A 16,643-nucleotide genomic window follows, 5' to 3' on the forward strand; every position below is an offset into this window, starting at 1 on the left:
TCTAGAAAGGAACATAGGAGATGGGTAGATGAACATTACGTTTAATAATCGCGATCCCGTTTATCTGCAGGTTGTAAGGTATTTCAAAGAAGAAATTGCCACTGGCAAGCTGATAGGCGGACAAGAAATCCCGTCGAGGCGTGAGCTAGCAGGGCTGCTTCAAATCAATCCGAATACCGCACAGAAGGCTTATAAAGAAATGGAGGAGCAGAAGTTGATCACAACTGCAGGTAATTCCCCGAGTCGGATAACGACGGATAAGCATATTTTGAATACCATTCGTGAAGAACTCATTCAAGAAGCCGTTGGCGTGTTCGTTCAATCCATTAGCAAGATTGGGCTGCCAACGGATGAATTACTGCGTGTTGTTAAAGAAAAGTATGAGGCTGAACGTGGAAGGGAGGTTTCGGAATGATTGAAGTGGATGGACTTGTGAAGCGATATGGGCGAAAAAATGTGTTGGATCTCATTTCCTTTACCGCGGAGAAAGGCCAAATCACCTGTTTGATTGGGATAAACGGAGTGGGCAAATCTACGATCATGAAGGCAATCATGGGGCTGACCCCCATTCAAGGCGGAGCCATACGTGTGGATGGTCAGGTTCCAACAACGAAAACGTATGAGAAGGTTGTATTTATTCCTGACACCCTAACGATGCCCTCTCACATGAAAATAAATGAAGCGATGCTTTTTATGAAGGATTTCTATGCAAACTGGAATGAAGCGAGGGCGGAAGCGTTGATCGTCTTTTTCAAATTGAATCCTGAGGATCGACTTTCCAGCTTGTCAAAAGGGAACTCCGCAAAGGCGAATCTGTTGCTGGGACTTTCTTTGGATGCAGATTATTTACTCATGGACGAGCCATTCTCGGGGATTGACATGTTCAGTCGCGAGCAAATTACAGCTGTATTTACCAGCCATTTGATGGAAGACCGCGGTGTTCTGATCACAACACACGAAATCCAAGATATCGAGCATTTAATTGATAAAGTCGTTTTGCTGGATGGAGGGCGGGTTCGAAAACAGTTTTATCCAGAGGAAATGCGATCGAACGAAGGGAAGTCCGTTGTGGATGTCATGAGAGAGGTGTATGTGACTTGAAATACTATATCAAGCTGTTGAACTGGGAAATTGTACGGTTTAGCAAACTGTATGGTGCCTTGGCACTTCTGCTATTGGTATCACAATTTTCTGGGATTTGGCTCACATCCCATTCGTTTCTCAGCAGTGTTCATACCTGGATGGACGGAAACGGTGGAACAGAGGCACTATACGCAGAAAGATTTCAGAAATTGAATCTCTCTTATATGTTTAATGCGTTATGGTACGAAGGAGCCATCAGTTTATGTGCAATCGTTTTAGTTCTTTATATTTTTATAATTTGGTACAAGGAATGGTTCGGCCGGAATACGTTTGCTTATCGACTGCTTATGCTGCCAACATCTCGAATGAACGTATATTTCGCTAAATTAAGCGCGATTGTACTATTTGTATTTGGCTTTGTCTCATTGCAGATTGTGGTGATTCCACTTCAATTGGCAACCTTCCTTGCGATCATTCCAGTTGAGCTTCGAGAAGCGGTTACTATCGGAGAACTGATCCGCAGAGATCCTTTGCTAAACTTATTTATGCCTACTTATGGTATGCAATTTATTTTGTATTATGGCGCTGGCATACTAGGTGTCTTTGTACTCTTTACTGCCGTTCTTCTGGAACGAAGTTATCGATGGAAGGGCATTGTTGCAGGTATTCTGTACAGTGTGGCCGCTTTATTTATAATCGTAGCGCCATATGTAATAAATAGACGCTCTTTATTCCTATATCCCAGCGAACTATTGTTACTCCAAGTGTGTATGGGGATTGGGATTATTGCGATTTCAATCCAAGTTAGCTCATTTTTACTGCGAAAAAAAGTGACCGTGTAAAGGAGGGAATCTTGTGCAGATCAAACGATACTGGCTGCTTGTCGTACTGATACCCTTTTGTCTATTAGCGATAGGTACATATTATGTGTCAGGCGCTGGTGATCAGAAACCAGATTATTTGTTGCAAACGATTAATGGCCAGGATAGCGAAGGAGCAAGTTTGCAGGTTGAGGCTCAAATAAATGCCAAGCCTTTATGGATTTCTACACAGGGAAGCGAGTACGAATCGGACAAAATGTCCTATGTAGAATCGCTAGATTCGACGATGTATCGTCAGGAGCAATTGAAAATACTCGTCAAGGAGAATCGCTCCTTTATGCGAGGGAAGAACGCTGTTAGCTCCTTTTACAATGATGACAAAGTGCTTGCATATGTAGGCTCGGATAGTCCAAGTTATAGCCAGTATCCTGCGAAGGGGCAATCCAATCTTCTGAAAATATCAGTAAAGTGGAAATTGGAGAAAGTAGTAACAAGCTTCGAGATTCAGTCGGATAAAAGAAACGATGAAATTATACGTATTTATGATGTACAAGTGAAAGATGGGATCATGAAAGTACTCGCTAATCGACAACAAGTTGGTAACGATTATGGTATTCAATTTAAGGATGCTAGGTATCAGATGTATACCATTGACCTTGAGAAGAAGAGCTTAATGTCCAGCGAGCCCATTCTACCTGCTAACAAACAAGAAAGTGAGAATCTAATTAGCACAAACTATATGTGGGCAACCGATCTCATTGGATCGAATGGGTATGCGATCTTTCATCAAAGTGAAACAAAGAAAATAGATAAGGCCGGAAATCAGGCTGAACAGAGATATGAAGGGCTAGTAAAACGGGAGATTCTTATTTATGACCTTTGGAATGGTAAGTGGGAGACTGTTCAGAATGATGCATTGTATAGTTCTTTGATGGAGGATCAAGAGATGGGGGTTTCAATCCAGCATACGAATGAAGAGTTAACTTTGACATCCCTCTCTCAGAAGTTAGACTCACGTGTTATTCGTATCGATTTAGCTGCAAATAAAGTAATCAGTGATGTTAAGTTATCACTGCAAGCTATCCAGAAGGAATGGGGCCGAATAAATGCCAACCTACTTGAGAAGAATCGGTTACATATCCTGATGTTTGATGGTCGTCGCAACCCAGCCGTAGCTATTGTTGATCTGCAAACGGGGAATGTGATCTATCAGGCAGAGGTACGGCGAAAAGATGCAGATAGACTCGGGAATATCAGCGTGTACGGCTTGCATATCAAGGAATAGCAGAGATGAAAACCCCCTAATCACATTGATCAGGGGGTTTTGCATGTCATAAATGGGGATAAGTACCGCGATCAATATCCAATTTCAGGTAAAGTTTTTCGCATAGGATATCATAATCTATGAGTGGGGTCAGTGAGGTGATTCACATCCGGAAGCGAAAATGTCTTGAAACTACTGTCCGAAAGCCGAAAAAGAGCAAAGAACGGGTATTTAAGGCCAAATATGGAGCGAAAACTTATTTCTTTTACGCAATTTCAGATGGAGACAAGCGTTGCTATACGGAAGAGGATCGTACCAAAGGTTATGGCGCTCAATCGATTCCTGACCCGAAAGCTGTTACTTTTTCACAAGTTTTCGTTAATGGTGTACTCCAGCCTAGCACGCTCTACCAGATAGATAAAGGTACGATAACGTTAATTTCGAAGGTAAGTATGATTTCGGGTACGGAAACAACCATTCTTGCAGAAGAGTTCCTTGATGATAATGGAGATCCCGTAGACCCGAACTCACTACCAGCAGTGCCTACAAGCGGATATATCAATGTATACGTCAATGGTGTGTTGCAAGAAGCCGCTCTCTCGACTCTAACTACGGCTTCATTGGTGCTTGATACGATCGGAGCATCAGTTGGCACACCTGTCGTTCTTGAAGTTGCAGATTTCTCAAATACAAGCTCTGCGATTACTGTACCACAGACCATTTCTGCACCAGCGATCAATGTTACAACTTAAGAAAACAAAAAACATCTTACATGGCTACTGGTCAAGACCCCATTTAATGGACACTGAAAAAAGCCCTAGGCAGCAAGCTGGCGTCGGTACTCAACCGGCGTCAGCTTATTTAGTTTTCTCTGTGCTCTTTCCTCGTTATAAAATCGAATAAATTCTTCAATTCGCCTTTGTGCTTGTTCAATGGTTCGGATATCATAGGGATAGAGAGCTTCCACTTTTAGATGAGAGAAGAAGCTTTCGATTGAGGCATTGTCATAACAATTTCCTCGGCGTGACATGCTGATTCGGGCGCCAACCTTTGGCAGCATGTCGTAGTAGGCATGAGACGTGTACTGGTATCCCTGATCGCTGTGAACGATCAATCCCGGGATGTTGCCAGTCACGTCTGTTTGCGTTTTAAATGCCTTTCTAAACGTCTCTAGTACAAGCGGATTATCATTACGGTTACTGATGTGATAAGCCACGATTTCTCCGTTCCATAGATCCTTTACGGCGGACAAATAAAGGCGATCATCAAATACACGATACTGCGTAACATCGGTAACCCACTTTTGATTTGGACCATCAGCATGGAAGTCTCGTTGTAGCAAGTTCTCAGCGATTCTCCCATCGGATACAGCTGCTTCATGGCTGGTTCGGTGAACATATTTACGTCGGATAATCGACTTTATTCCTAGGCTCTGCATGAGGCGTAGAACCTTCTTATGATTGACGATAAGGTTGTATTGACGATACAACTCATCTTGAATACGGCGGTATCCTAGAATCTTATTGCGCTGCTCATAGATTGCTAGGATTTTGAGCTTTAATTCTTCGTCAGGATCTGTCTTACTACGTTTTACATAGGCGTAGTAACCACTTCTGCTTATTCCCAAGTAAGAGCATAGACCCTTTACACTTTGCTCTTCCTTCAGTTCATTAACGATGTGGTATCTCTTTTGCGCACCTCCCGATTCAAGATTTGTAACCACTTTTTTAGCACATCTACCTCTAGCTGCAACTGTCGAATCAGGCGCTCCTGCTCTGTCTCTGTCCGAAACGGTACTCCACGCTTGTCCTTGAAACTTTCTTCACCGCACTCGCGGTACTTCCTCATCCACTTCTTGACCCGACCCTTGTCATGTATTTCCAAATGTTCTGTGATCTCTCTGTAGCTCCATCCCTCCACCATATGTAACCGAATGGCCTCTGTCTTGATGGATTCTGGATAATGCTTAACGTTTGTCCTTTGATCGCCATAAAAAATGCACCCCTTATAATTCATCGGTTTACCCAGGGGGTTTTTCCAATGTTCATTATAAGGGGTGCACTTCATACAGCATGTAAGATGTTTTTTGTTAGTTGTCCAATTCTTCATTCGTTTGCTGCGCGGCACTAGCTTTGGGGAGCCTTCCCGAACGGAGGAGCGCTTCTCGGAGTAAATATTCAATGTGTCCGTTAACACTTCGGAACTCGTCCTCAGCCCACTGCTCAAGAGCTTGGTGAAGCTTTGGGTCTAGTCGAAGCGGGAAATTTTTCTTGGCAGCCATAACATGGCTCCGTTAGTACAACGATCCGGTATTAATGACCGGGGTTGCTGAACGATCAGATACAATCGCAACTAGGAGATTGTTGATCATGGCCGCTTTACGCTCCTCGTCAAGCTGCAAACCCTGGGCTTCCAATTGTTCGACAGCCATTTGAACCATGCCAACGGCGCCTTCTACAATAATGGAGCGTGCGGATAAAATCGCTGATGCTTGTTGGCGCTGCAGCATGGCGCTGGCAATTTCGGTGGAGTAGGCCAGGTGAGTCAGACGGGACTCAATCACCTCAACACCTGCAACGGAAAGACGATGTTGAAGCTCTGTACTGAGCTCAGCCGCAACCTCATCGGCATTCCCTCTTAACGAATAGCCTTCTGTTTCGTAACGATCATAAGGATACTTGCTGGCAACATGACGTAGTGCAGTCTCACTTTGAATTTCAACGAATTTCTCATAACTATCTACATCGAATAAAGCCTTGTACGTATCAACGACTTTAAACACGATCACAGCAGCAATTTCAATCGGATTTCCATCGATATCATTCACTTTTAATTTGACACTGTTAAAATTACGAACCCGCAGTGATATTTTCTTATGTGAAGAGAAGGGAACTACGAGCCACATGCCACTTTTGCGAATCGTCCCTAGATAGCTCCCGAAAAAAGTAATGACCGAGGCTTGATTCGGCTGAACGACATTAACTGTCGTCAGGGAGATGATGCTAACTATGATTAAAATAGCCCCAATTAAAAAGCTCTGTTGTGTGAAACTGTAAATGCCTAGGCCGAGCGCGGCGAAAAATAAGAGTAAGCCAATAAAGCCATTAAGTGCCCATGCGTTAGTTTCTTTCATACGTTGAAAACCCCCTCGCGTATATTATTTTGATATTTAAATGATATCACTTTTTACTATAATTGTAAAATGAAATTATGCGTTCGTGGGAGGGATATGTGCGGCTGATCAAGGAAAATAAAGATCGTTAGTGGAAAATAAAGTGTGTTAGTGGAAAATAAAGTTCGTTAGTGGGTGTTTACTTTTGTGAACGCCCATTTTTTTATTATTTGAGGTTCGTTATTAGTTTATGATAAAGGCTGTTGCCGGCGGGCATTAAACTAAAACTAAAGAGCGGAATGCCTTGTCTTAAGAACTGAGACCCTTAGCCCGTTGCTGAGAGTCTCTTTGTAGTAATCCACTCCAACTGACTGTGCAGGACAAGGAATATCGCGAATCATGTCGAATATTTATTGTGGAATATTATGTAAGTAAATAGGGAGTATTAACAAAGTGAAAGAAATTATTATTTCTATTACAATTATTGGAGGTGCGGTCCTAACCTTTGCCACTGGTATATATGCAGGAGCTTACATTGAGATTATTTAGGCATATATTGACCGGGATATCAAATTTAGTGTCGAAGCAATGGGTACCTCTCAAGTTTACCTGTATTATTCGCCACATAGTAGCAAGCATAATTTCAGCTCCTCAATCAATTGATGATGACTTCCTTCAACTACCAGAAATAATGATTGATTCGCATGTAAATCAAGATTTAGAAAGGGTTATTTTAACAATTATTAACTATTTATGGAATGCCTTTGGATTTGTAAGTAAGCCAGAATATGGTTAATACAAATAACATTTTAACATTACAAATCTCAATATCCATTAATTTTGGCTAGGATGCATTTGTGTCATTGGACAGATAACTCTACACTAGCGGCTGATTATGAGAGGACGAAGTGTGTCCAAACGCCTTTATTAGGGAAGTGTTCAAGGAAATAGGACCACGTTTGAAATTTGCGCTATAGTGTATCGCTTTGAAGAGTTTGAATGAATAGCCCGACTCTGGAAATTTCATTTATTTAATCCAATAATATTAGTAAATCTTAGAAATTAGATTATTCTGTCAACAATCGTAACAAAGGAGTAGCAATCAAACAAATGAATTCCATAAGTGAGATAACCAAACGTGATATTTTCGATTTGTTTAAATATGGGATGGATATACCTGATTTATGGGAGATGCAAAAAGTGCAGTACAATTACTTTGGAAGGTTAGAAGAATTCGAGTTTTGCAAGAGACTATATGATTTAAAGGAAATGCCAAGTCTAGATAAAAGGTACTGCAATGCTGAAGAAGATATTTGGCAACATACAGTAAACAATGATGATTATCCATTTTGTTGGGTATTTGAAGACGAACGATTCCAATTAAAAAACGGAAGTGATGAAATATATTTAAAATTCATCTGTGAGATTTTTCATCCGACAGTAAGAAACGAGAATGGATATTGGGAAAAGTTTCTGGACGAAGTTAACAAATTCCTTAAAAACGATGGGTATGAAGTTTTCCCAGCAGGAAAGATTTCCAACCGGGATGTCTATAGTTGGAGGATTTATAATTTAGCAGAAAACAAACTATTTATTCCGTTTTCTCAAAGGAATCAAAAGGCAATTAAAGAGAAAAGAATGCCAATTTCAATCAAAAAGAACGCTAGGAATCAAATATATCAACTGTTTGAAAAAAATAATGATGTTTATCGAAAAACAGATAAAACTACTGGTTGGGATTACGATGTTACAACAAATGAAGAGGTTATCGCTGATATTCGGCAATTTTACATACCTAAATGTTTTAATGAGCAGGGTCAGTATGAGGAAACTAATAACTTAAAAGATTTTGTGTTTTCAAGTTCACCCAATTGTGTACTCGATGCAATAGAGTTTTTTGAAAATTATAACAAGAATACCGATTTCGAGGCAGAAGTTAATGCAATTTTTAAACTGAATGAAGTTCCTTTCAAGCTGAGTAATGGTAAAGTCGCAAGCACATTTAATATACAAATAAAGGATAGTGCATTAATACCGATTCAGGAAGCAGGTCTCAAAGAGTTGCTCCAAGAAGCAGCAAACTATTACGATAAAGGTAATCTTAATATTGCTGTTGAAAAACTATGGGACGCTTTTGAGAGGCTTAAAACATACTATTCTCCTACTTTGGACAAGAAGAAATCTGTAAGTAAGATTATTGGAGATATGAGCGGTCAAAAAGCTCATTATATGGATCTATTTGAAAAGGAATTTATTGAGCTTACGCAAATCGGGAACAGCTTTAGGATTCGTCATCATGAAACAACAAAAATCAATATTGAGGATGATAGACACTATGATTATTTTTATAAGCGTTGTCTATCACTAATTTCAGTTTCGGTTCAATATTTAGCCTAAGGTGATCTAGATTAATTAAATTAACGTCTGCCGCGTGCAGCCCTTTATTGTATGCGACAGGGAACGGGGAGGCCGAATTTGTCGGGTTTCGATACCGTGCGATTAAGGAATGAGTAGTAATGGACCATTTGGCTATGAACTGTTTATAGAAAAACCTTCATGAAAATAAAGAAAGGCGACTCAATTCCGAATGGAATTGAGTCGTCTTTTTGTTCATGTACTTCATAACTAAAATTATAAATATGAGTAAATAGCAGATCACTGATACCTAGCTTTATATTGGGATGGAGAAAACCCCATCACGTTTCTAAACATCCTGGAGAAGTAATGGATGGAAGAGAAGTTGTACTTATGAGCGATTTCACTAACGCTTAAATTGCTTGTACATAAATCTTTTGCAGCCTGATAGAGTCTTCGCCGCTGAACATACTCTTTTGGAGTATATCCTGTTTCATTTTTAAATAACTGATGAAAACGACTCTTCCCGATGTTAAGATCCTTCGCCCATTGATAAATATCGATTTCCGCTTGCTCAAATGGTATGCTTTCAATCTTCTCAAGAATTTGGGCAATTCGAGGCTCGTACCACGAGTCATTTTTTACAGCAAACGATAAATATTGGTAAAGGAACGTTTGGAAAGCAGCGTTATATTGCAGGGATTCAATTGGGCTTCGTGCTCCGAGTACGGCTGGGGGTTGAGTAAAGGCATTGTAGTGTGATAGCCAGATTGATATATTACTGACTTTCATTACCGTATGGATCTTTAAGCTTGGAAAAAAACTCGTCCATTCTTCCCTAAATGGTTGCTCGATTGATGCAAAGTAATCTTTTTGATAATTAAAATCAGGTCTGTTCGTATATTTCCAATCAAAATAAGCACAGCGATGGATCATTAATTGCTCATTATGGGATATCCATTGATGAGGGACTCCAGATGCGATAAACACAATTGAACCTGCCTGCATAGGGTGCTCTATTCCATTTAATAAAAGCACACCACTTCCTTCTTCGACGAGAATAATCGCATTAGCATAACATCGCCTCAGGGGAGATTGTTCAGTTTCTATGAATTCGTACTTCTGTGCAAATAGAAGCATTGGATTAATATCCGAATAGCGCGTCAAGTAATCAACTCTATAACGGTAGAGAGGAATTTTCATAGCGGCACATCCCGACTAATCTAGATTTTTCTATATAAATATACTATAGCGCAGTGCTATTTGTGCTACAAGATCATAATTGTAGTTTCTCAGATGTTTATTATTCTAGAGACATCGAAACAAAAAAGCCAGTTAATTTATATTGGAAAAAAGGACAAATCATTTGCTTTTATGCAAAGACAGCTGCCATATAAGCAAGTATTATAAAAATGAATTTACTTGAAGAGGAGATACGATAAATGACAAATAGTGAAGTTACCAAAAATAAACTTAATTTAAAATATCCTGCTTCCTGGTGGAGAAATATGTGGAGAGAAGGTTTACCATCGGGGAATGGAAAGATTGGAGCTTCCGTGTATGGTGGTGTAAAGGAAGAGACAATTCTACTCAATCATAATAAGTTATGGCATTTAGGTCGCAAGGATACATTACCAGACGTGGGGCATACCTTAGCAGAAACGAGAAAGCTGATGCTCGAAAGCAAGTATTTGGAGGCTAGTTGGCATCTAACAAACCAGGTTAAAGATTCAGGTTATGCAACCGAGTTAGCCTCAAGACTTCCATTAGGTGATATTAAGCTATCGATGCCATGTTCCGGGGCATTTCGTAAGTATGGTAGAAGTGTGGACATGGAAACAGGTGAAGTAACAGTCCGATGGGAAGATGCTAACATAGAATATGAAAGAAAACTATTTGTTTCCCGTACGGACGATGTAGTTGTCTATGAAATTAGCAGTTCTGAGGGAATAGTAGAAGGGGAGTTTTGGTTAAATTTACATCAGACAGATGATCCTGATTCCTTGGCTGTATATAAAAAATTGGCGGAAACGCTCGAGGTCAAAACGGATGGCTCTTACTTGTACTATGCAGCTACAAATGATGATGGAAAAGACTTTGGTGCTGTGCTGCGAGTTATTGCATCAGATGGACGAATCACCGCTAAGGATGGAAAAATTCAATTTGCAGAGGCAAATAAAGTTCTAGCCTTGGCGAAAGTGTTCACCCATGGAGACAGAGAACAAGAATGGATAAGATTACATAATGAGCTTTCAAGCATGGATCAGACCTATAAACAGCTACTTGCTTCTCATCTTATTGAGCATCAGAGATTGTTTTTATCCACTACATTAAACTTATTCGGCGAACAGGATCATCTATCAAATGAAGAGTTACTGCTGCATGCTTACGATGGTGAGGCACCTACTAGCTTAATTGAAAAAATGTGGGCATACGGAAGGTACTTGTTTATATCGGGTACAGCTTCAGACGGCATGCCATTCGAAATGTATGGACTGTGGGCAGGGGATTACAAGCTTACATGGTCCCATAATATGGCTAATGAGAACGTTCAGATGATGTATTGGCACGCCATGGCTGGAGGTTTAAGTGAGATGATGCCGGCGTTGGTACATTACTATGAAAGTATGATGGATGATTTCAAGGATAATGCGAAGAAACTCTTTGGTTGTCGTGGAATCTATATTCCTGCTGGTACAACTCCTGGAATTGGTGTTCCTAACCAGATCGTTCCTGTCATTATGAATTGGACGAGTGCTGCAGGTTGGTTGGCTAGACATTATTATGAATATTACTTATACACGGGAGACAAGGAATTCCTACTTGAGAAAGTACTGCCTTTTATGAAGCAGATTGCGATGTTCTATGAAGATTATCTGGATACGGACGAAAATGGCCGAATTTGTTATTTTCCATCCGTATCTCCAGAAAATACGCCACTTAATTTCATGCCGAAAGATGGCAAACCACTTGCACACCCAATGCCTACGACGATCAATGCTACCATGGATCTGGCTATTTTAAAAGAGCTGCTGACACATCTTATTCAAGGCAGTCAAGAAGTTGGTGTATATGCAGATGAAATTGGCAAATGGGCAAATCTGCTCGAGCGTATACCAGCCTATCAGATCAATGAAGATGGTGCACTTCGTGAATGGATGCATCCAGACTTTGACGATCGCTATGAGCACCGCCATTTGTCGCATATTTATCCGATTTTCCCAGGTCAAGAATTCACTAGAGAGCTTTCTCCTGAATTGTTTGATGCATTCGAGACGGCAGTAAAGAAAAGATTGATCGGCGCGCAGAGCGGTTGGTCTCTTGCCCATATGGCAGCCGTTTATGCACGCTTGGGGGACGGAAGCAGTGCCGTCGAATGTCTTGATATTCTATCTAGATCATGCCTATTGAATAATTTCTTTACACTGCATAATGACTGGAGAAATATGGGGATCTGCATGAACATGGTCGAGGCTCCAATTCAATTGGATGCTTCAATGGGATGGGTTAACGCCGTACAGGAAATGCTTCTTTATGTTTCACCTTGGTTAGTCAAGTTGTTACCTGCCGTGCCAGACAAATGGAAAAAGGGCGAATTCACAGGACTTTGCTTCACTACGGGGACGATTTCAATGTCATGGGATAAACAGATTGGAAAGTTTCAAGCAAATCTTGTTGCCAATAGGGAGACAAACATAACTTTGAAGTTGCCTGAGTGGTTTAACGAGTATAGTTTCTCAGGTTCAGGCGTTGCGATTGCTTCATCCACTTTCGGTAAAGGATATTACGAGTTGAAGATGATGGCAGGGCAATCGTTGGTAATAACAGTCACAGAGTAGTAGCAAAAATATAAAATTGTTTGTGCTAATTCATATCTTTCTTGCACATAACCAGACAAAATCATCAATGAGACTGTCTGGTTATTTTTTATATATATGTACACAGTGCTTTAAAACGTTCCTCTTTCTTTGTAAAACCTCTATTGGAAATAAAGGGGGTGAGATATATGTAACAGAGTAAGCGGTTACAAAAATGAAGGTGTAGGTTTTACATGAAAATCAGACGAAAAAGTCAAACCAAAAATGAATTGGAGGTTTTTTATGTCAATGATTAGTAAAAACTTTCGTATAATCCTTGCTTTCGTATTACTGTCCATCGTCTTCTGCATGCAGAAGGTAAGCCCGTTACCAATTGCTAGCGCAGCAGGTACAGTGACACTGACCGCTGACACCACCGCAAGAACTGCAACTATTTCAAATGAGTACATAACAATAAGGTTTGATAGCTCTGGAAAGGGGGTTTCTCTTGAAAAAGGCGGCACAGAGTTAATTGGATCTGCAGCAGGCTTTTATTGGTCAACGGAAAATGGAGGCCTTTCACCAACTCAACTCCAGATAGTGACAAACACCTCTGATATGGTAGATATTGCGTATGTAGGTTCAGCAGGGGAACTGCATTACGTTGTGCGAAGTGGGGTTAGTGGGGTGTACTCGTATTATGTGACAGACTCCGTTGGAACAATTGCTGAGCTAAGGACAGTCTATCGAGTGGATGGTCAAATTTTTCGAAACGCTTATATTGGTGAAAGAAGTGGTTCTTTGCCGACACTCGCACAAATTCAAGGCGCCACGGAATTACAAGACAGCACCTATCAATTAGCTGATGGTACTATCTACACGAAGTATGATTGGGCAGGTTATTATAAAAACGATTTTGTGCATGGCGTTTATGGCAATGGCTATGGCGTTTGGGTAATTCCTGCAAGTAAAGAATATAATGACGGTGGACCATTGAAACAGGATTTGATGGTACATTTAGAAAGTAACACTGGAGATGCAGTGGTATTAAACATGCTGACCTCCAGTCATTTTGGAACTGGCAGCAGAACTCTCCCGAGTGGAAAAATATTCGGACCGTGGCTGGTGTACGTTAATAATGGAAGCAGTTCCGATGCCGTATCAAGATCTTCCACAGAAAGAGCTGCGTGGCCTTATAGTTGGCTCTCCGATTCCAGCTATCCATTATCGCGGTCTACAGTAACGGGTAATCTACAGGTTGCTGATGGCAGATCGACTTCAGGAGCTACGGTTGTATTGGCAAAGTCAGGTGAAATTTATACACAAGGCAACGATTACATGTTCTGGGCTACGGTTGATTCCTCTGGTAATTTCAGTATCCCTAAGGTTAGACCAGGTACATATATGTTATATGCCTATGCGACTAGTGGGGATATAACTCACCAATATTCGAAGAATATAACAGTGAGTGGAATAACGACCGATTTAGGCACTTTAACATGGGCACCACAGAATTATACAAATAAACTTTGGCAAATTGGGAAAGCGGATCGTAAGGCGACAGAGTTTAAATTTGGCAACATATCTAGACAATATGGTCTGCCTGCCCAAGTCCCTGCCAATTTTACATATACAATCGGTACTACACACTCTAGCGATTGGTACTATGCCCAGACAAAGATCGGTAGTTGGGATATTAATTTCAATCTTACAAGCACATATAGTAAAAACGCTTATTTGACTGTTGCTATGGCTAGCATAGCTAAAAATCCTATAACTGATGTCTTCGTAAACGGAACGAACATTGGAACATTAGATTATTCAAGCATAAATGATGGAACAACGTATCGGAGTGTTACGGAAAGTGGCAGATATCAGTTACAGGAGATTAGTTTCCCAGCTTCTTTACTCATTGTTGGTACCAATACAGTATCACTTAAAATGAAGAGCGTTGGAACAGATGGCGGCATTTTGTATGATACGATTAAGTTGGAAGCTAATTAAGCAATAGGTATGAAATAAAACAGCCGATTTCATTTGAGTAGGTTACTTGGTTCCTAATCCGGGTAGGTCTAAATCGAATGATATTGGCTGTTTTTTCAATGTTACAGACTCAGGGTATGCTTGAAAAATGGGTATTTAACTTCTGGGTATCGTTAAAAACTAGGTATTTATTAAAGATTGTGATCCCTGTTATCTTAGGAATGCACCAACGATGAAGCTAGCATACGGAAAGGAAGGCATGGCGAATATGAAAACAGTGTCAGTGGGTCAAGTGCAAGTAGAGAAACATGGATTAATCGTGAAACAGAGCAGATTTAAAAAAATGCTAATTAGAAATGCACCCTTGCTTCTCATGTTTGCACCGGTAATTGTTTACTTTGTAATATTCAAATACATCCCTATGGTGGGCACGATTATTGCATTTAAAGATTACAATTACAAAGACGGAATCTTTGGAAGTCCTTGGGTAGGATTCGATAACTTCAAAGCGTTGTTTCAAATGCCAGATACCGTAAGAGTTATCATGAATTCCTTTCGAATTAGCATATTAAAACTGATTGTTGAGTTTCCTCTCCCAATCTTGCTCGCCATCTTGCTAAATGAAGTGAGAAAAAGTTGGTACAAAAAAACTGTGCAAACACTTGTATATCTGCCTCACTTTTTATCGTGGGTCATTGTAGGCGGAGTAGTCGTTGTACTTTTTTCACAGGAAACGGGAATCATTAATAAAATTATTGCGTATTTCGGGTTGCCCAAAACGGCATTTTTGTATCAAACCGGATCTTGGTTTGCAATCTTTTTGGGAGCAGGCGTTTGGAAAGAAGCAGGATATCAGGCAATCGTATACTTGGCTGCGCTAAGTGCTATTGATCCATCGCTGTATGAGGCTGCCAGTATTGATGGAGCAGGGAAGTGGAGAAAGATTTGGAACATCACCTTACCTTCGTTAACACCGACAATCATGATCATGTTTATCCTTACTATTGGAAGAATCCTTGAGGTAGGATTTGATCAGGTTTATATTTTGCAAAATCCGGTGGTCACGGATGTTTCACAAATTATCAGCACATACATCTACAAATTTGGTCTTCAAGGCGGTCAAATCAATTTAACTTCTGCAATGGGATTATTTGAATCTTTCATTTCTCTTGTATTGATCGTTTTGGCTAATGGGATAGCTAGAAAATTCGGAAACGGATTATGGTAGAGAGGACGTAGTCATCATGAAAATTACAAGAGGCGAAAAAATATTTAACATCACAAACAATACCATATTGTTAGTAGCATCGTTGAGCTGCTTACTCCCGCTAATTCATACATTGGCTATGTCTCTTAGCAGTCCATCTGCTATTGATTCTGGATTTGTAGGATTGTGGCCAGTTGAGTTTAGTCTAAATGCTTATAAAACGCTATTTACGCATACAACAGTGCTAACTAATTTTAAAAATAGTACGGTGATTACTGTTGTTGGTGTACTTCTAAGCATGGTATTTACAATTTTGTGCGCGTATCCATTATCGAGAGGATACTTCGTAGGTAGACGTTTCTTCTCCCTGGCTATCCTTTTTACGATCGTTTTTAATGGAGGGGTAATTCCGACTTATTTGGTAGTTAAAAACCTTCATTTAATAGATACGTATTGGGCAATATGGCTTCCTGGTATTCAAGGAGGATTGATGGGAGTAATCAATGTTTTTAACATGCTGGTGCTAAAGACATTTATTGAGAATATCCCTTCTGAGATTGAAGAGTCGGCCAAAATGGATGGTTGTAGTGAATGGCGCTATCTTCTCTCTCATGTTCTTCCTTTATCGATGCCGATCATCGCGGTTTTGTCCTTATTTTATGCAGTTAGTTATTGGAATAACTTTATGAACGTTTTGATTTACATGAATAGTCCTGATAAGCAAAATTTAGCCGTGATGCTTCAACAGATGATTTCTAGCCAACGTCTTGAAACAGCATTACAAGCGACAAGTCCTGAAGAACTCATGTTAATTACACCTGAATCGTTAAAGTCTGCCACAATTATGGTTATGGTATTGCCGATGGTTGTAGTTTATCCGTTTGTGCAAAAGCACTTTACCAAAGGCATTATGCTTGGGGCAATTAAAGGCTAATGGAATGAAGAAGATTGAAAGGGGTGATATTCTCAGGATTCTTTGAAATTTTTATAAGTAGTAGTAAAATTAAAAAATTAATATTTA

At 40.2% G+C, this 16,643-nt stretch carries 16 protein-coding genes; 11 read left to right on the plus strand and 5 right to left on the minus strand.

Annotated elements, in window-relative coordinates:
- The first annotated feature begins 28 nt into the window (after positions 1–28).
- The 5 genes from ACSQ8P_RS08185 (at position 29) to ACSQ8P_RS08205 (ending at position 3,920) form a co-directional block, all read left to right on the plus strand.
- Entirely contained in the window at positions 29–415 is a 387-nt protein-coding gene (locus ACSQ8P_RS08185; protein ID WP_436234732.1) for a GntR family transcriptional regulator, read from the plus strand.
- Positions 412–1,101, plus strand: coding sequence for an ATP-binding cassette domain-containing protein (locus ACSQ8P_RS08190; RefSeq protein ID WP_436234733.1), 690 nt, complete (start codon positions 412–414; stop codon positions 1,099–1,101). The genes ACSQ8P_RS08185 and ACSQ8P_RS08190 overlap by 4 nt, the downstream gene beginning before the upstream one ends.
- Complete coding sequence (locus ACSQ8P_RS08195; RefSeq protein WP_436234734.1) at positions 1,098–1,925, plus strand: hypothetical protein; 828 nt, start codon at positions 1,098–1,100, stop codon at positions 1,923–1,925. Before ACSQ8P_RS08190 ends, ACSQ8P_RS08195 begins: the two co-directional genes overlap by 4 nt.
- Before the next feature lie 13 nt (positions 1,926–1,938).
- On the plus strand, positions 1,939–3,189 hold the full coding sequence (locus ACSQ8P_RS08200) for a hypothetical protein (protein ID WP_436234735.1): 1,251 nt from the start codon (positions 1,939–1,941) through the stop codon (positions 3,187–3,189).
- A 119-nt stretch (positions 3,190–3,308) separates the two neighbouring features.
- On the plus strand, positions 3,309–3,920 hold the full coding sequence (locus ACSQ8P_RS08205) for a DUF4183 domain-containing protein (RefSeq protein WP_436234736.1): 612 nt from the start codon (positions 3,309–3,311) through the stop codon (positions 3,918–3,920).
- A 65-nt stretch (positions 3,921–3,985) separates the two neighbouring features.
- Here ACSQ8P_RS08205 and ACSQ8P_RS08210 read toward each other — a convergent pair whose 3' ends face one another.
- From ACSQ8P_RS08210 to ACSQ8P_RS08225, 4 genes are read right to left on the minus strand one after another with little or no spacing between them, the layout of a single operon-like run.
- Positions 3,986–4,891, minus strand: coding sequence for an IS3 family transposase (locus ACSQ8P_RS08210; protein WP_436234737.1), 906 nt, complete (start codon positions 4,889–4,891; stop codon positions 3,986–3,988).
- Entirely contained in the window at positions 4,831–5,277 is a 447-nt protein-coding gene (locus ACSQ8P_RS08215; protein WP_436234738.1) for a transposase, read from the minus strand. The genes ACSQ8P_RS08210 and ACSQ8P_RS08215 overlap by 61 nt, the downstream gene beginning before the upstream one ends.
- Positions 5,258–5,449, minus strand: coding sequence for a toxin-antitoxin system HicB family antitoxin (locus ACSQ8P_RS08220; RefSeq protein ID WP_436234739.1), 192 nt, complete (start codon positions 5,447–5,449; stop codon positions 5,258–5,260). Before ACSQ8P_RS08220 ends, ACSQ8P_RS08215 begins: the two co-directional genes overlap by 20 nt.
- Positions 5,450–5,461: 12 nt before the next feature.
- The gene (locus ACSQ8P_RS08225; RefSeq protein WP_436234740.1) at positions 5,462–6,301 is read right to left on the minus strand and encodes an SPFH domain-containing protein; all 840 of its coding nucleotides are present in this window, start codon (positions 6,299–6,301) and stop codon (positions 5,462–5,464) included.
- Positions 6,302–6,800: 499 nt separating this feature from the next.
- Here ACSQ8P_RS08225 and ACSQ8P_RS08230 point away from each other — a divergent pair, with 499 nt between their 5' ends.
- A complete protein-coding gene (locus ACSQ8P_RS08230) occupies positions 6,801–7,076 on the plus strand; it encodes a hypothetical protein (RefSeq protein ID WP_436234741.1) in 276 nt (91 codons plus the stop codon).
- 314 nt (positions 7,077–7,390) lie between these two features.
- The gene (locus tag ACSQ8P_RS08235) at positions 7,391–8,677 is read left to right on the plus strand and encodes an AbiJ-NTD4 domain-containing protein (RefSeq protein ID WP_057308784.1); all 1,287 of its coding nucleotides are present in this window, start codon (positions 7,391–7,393) and stop codon (positions 8,675–8,677) included.
- Between the two features lie 258 nt (positions 8,678–8,935).
- Here ACSQ8P_RS08235 and ACSQ8P_RS08240 read toward each other — a convergent pair whose 3' ends face one another.
- Entirely contained in the window at positions 8,936–9,838 is a 903-nt protein-coding gene (locus ACSQ8P_RS08240; RefSeq protein WP_436234742.1) for an AraC family transcriptional regulator, read from the minus strand.
- 239 nt (positions 9,839–10,077) lie between these two features.
- On the opposite strand from ACSQ8P_RS08240, the gene ACSQ8P_RS08245 reads away from it, so the two are divergent.
- The 4 genes from ACSQ8P_RS08245 to ACSQ8P_RS08260 all read left to right on the plus strand — a co-directional run bounded on the left by ACSQ8P_RS08245 (position 10,078) and on the right by ACSQ8P_RS08260 (position 16,556).
- A complete protein-coding gene (locus tag ACSQ8P_RS08245; RefSeq protein ID WP_057308786.1) occupies positions 10,078–12,474 on the plus strand; it encodes a glycosyl hydrolase family 95 catalytic domain-containing protein in 2,397 nt (798 codons plus the stop codon).
- A gap of 261 nt (positions 12,475–12,735) precedes the next feature.
- Positions 12,736–14,436: a polysaccharide lyase family protein gene (locus tag ACSQ8P_RS08250; protein ID WP_436234743.1), complete on the plus strand. Its 1,701-nt coding sequence runs from the start codon at positions 12,736–12,738 to the stop codon at positions 14,434–14,436.
- A 211-nt stretch (positions 14,437–14,647) separates the two neighbouring features.
- Complete coding sequence (locus tag ACSQ8P_RS08255; protein WP_235549570.1) at positions 14,648–15,643, plus strand: ABC transporter permease; 996 nt, start codon at positions 14,648–14,650, stop codon at positions 15,641–15,643.
- A 16-nt stretch (positions 15,644–15,659) separates the two neighbouring features.
- Positions 15,660–16,556: a carbohydrate ABC transporter permease gene (locus ACSQ8P_RS08260; RefSeq protein ID WP_057308788.1), complete on the plus strand. Its 897-nt coding sequence runs from the start codon at positions 15,660–15,662 to the stop codon at positions 16,554–16,556.
- Positions 16,557–16,643 lie beyond the last annotated feature (87 nt).

Source organism: Paenibacillus sp. LjRoot153, assembly GCF_964253085.1.
In the GTDB taxonomy this organism is placed as follows: domain Bacteria; phylum Bacillota; class Bacilli; order Paenibacillales; family NBRC-103111; genus Paenibacillus_E.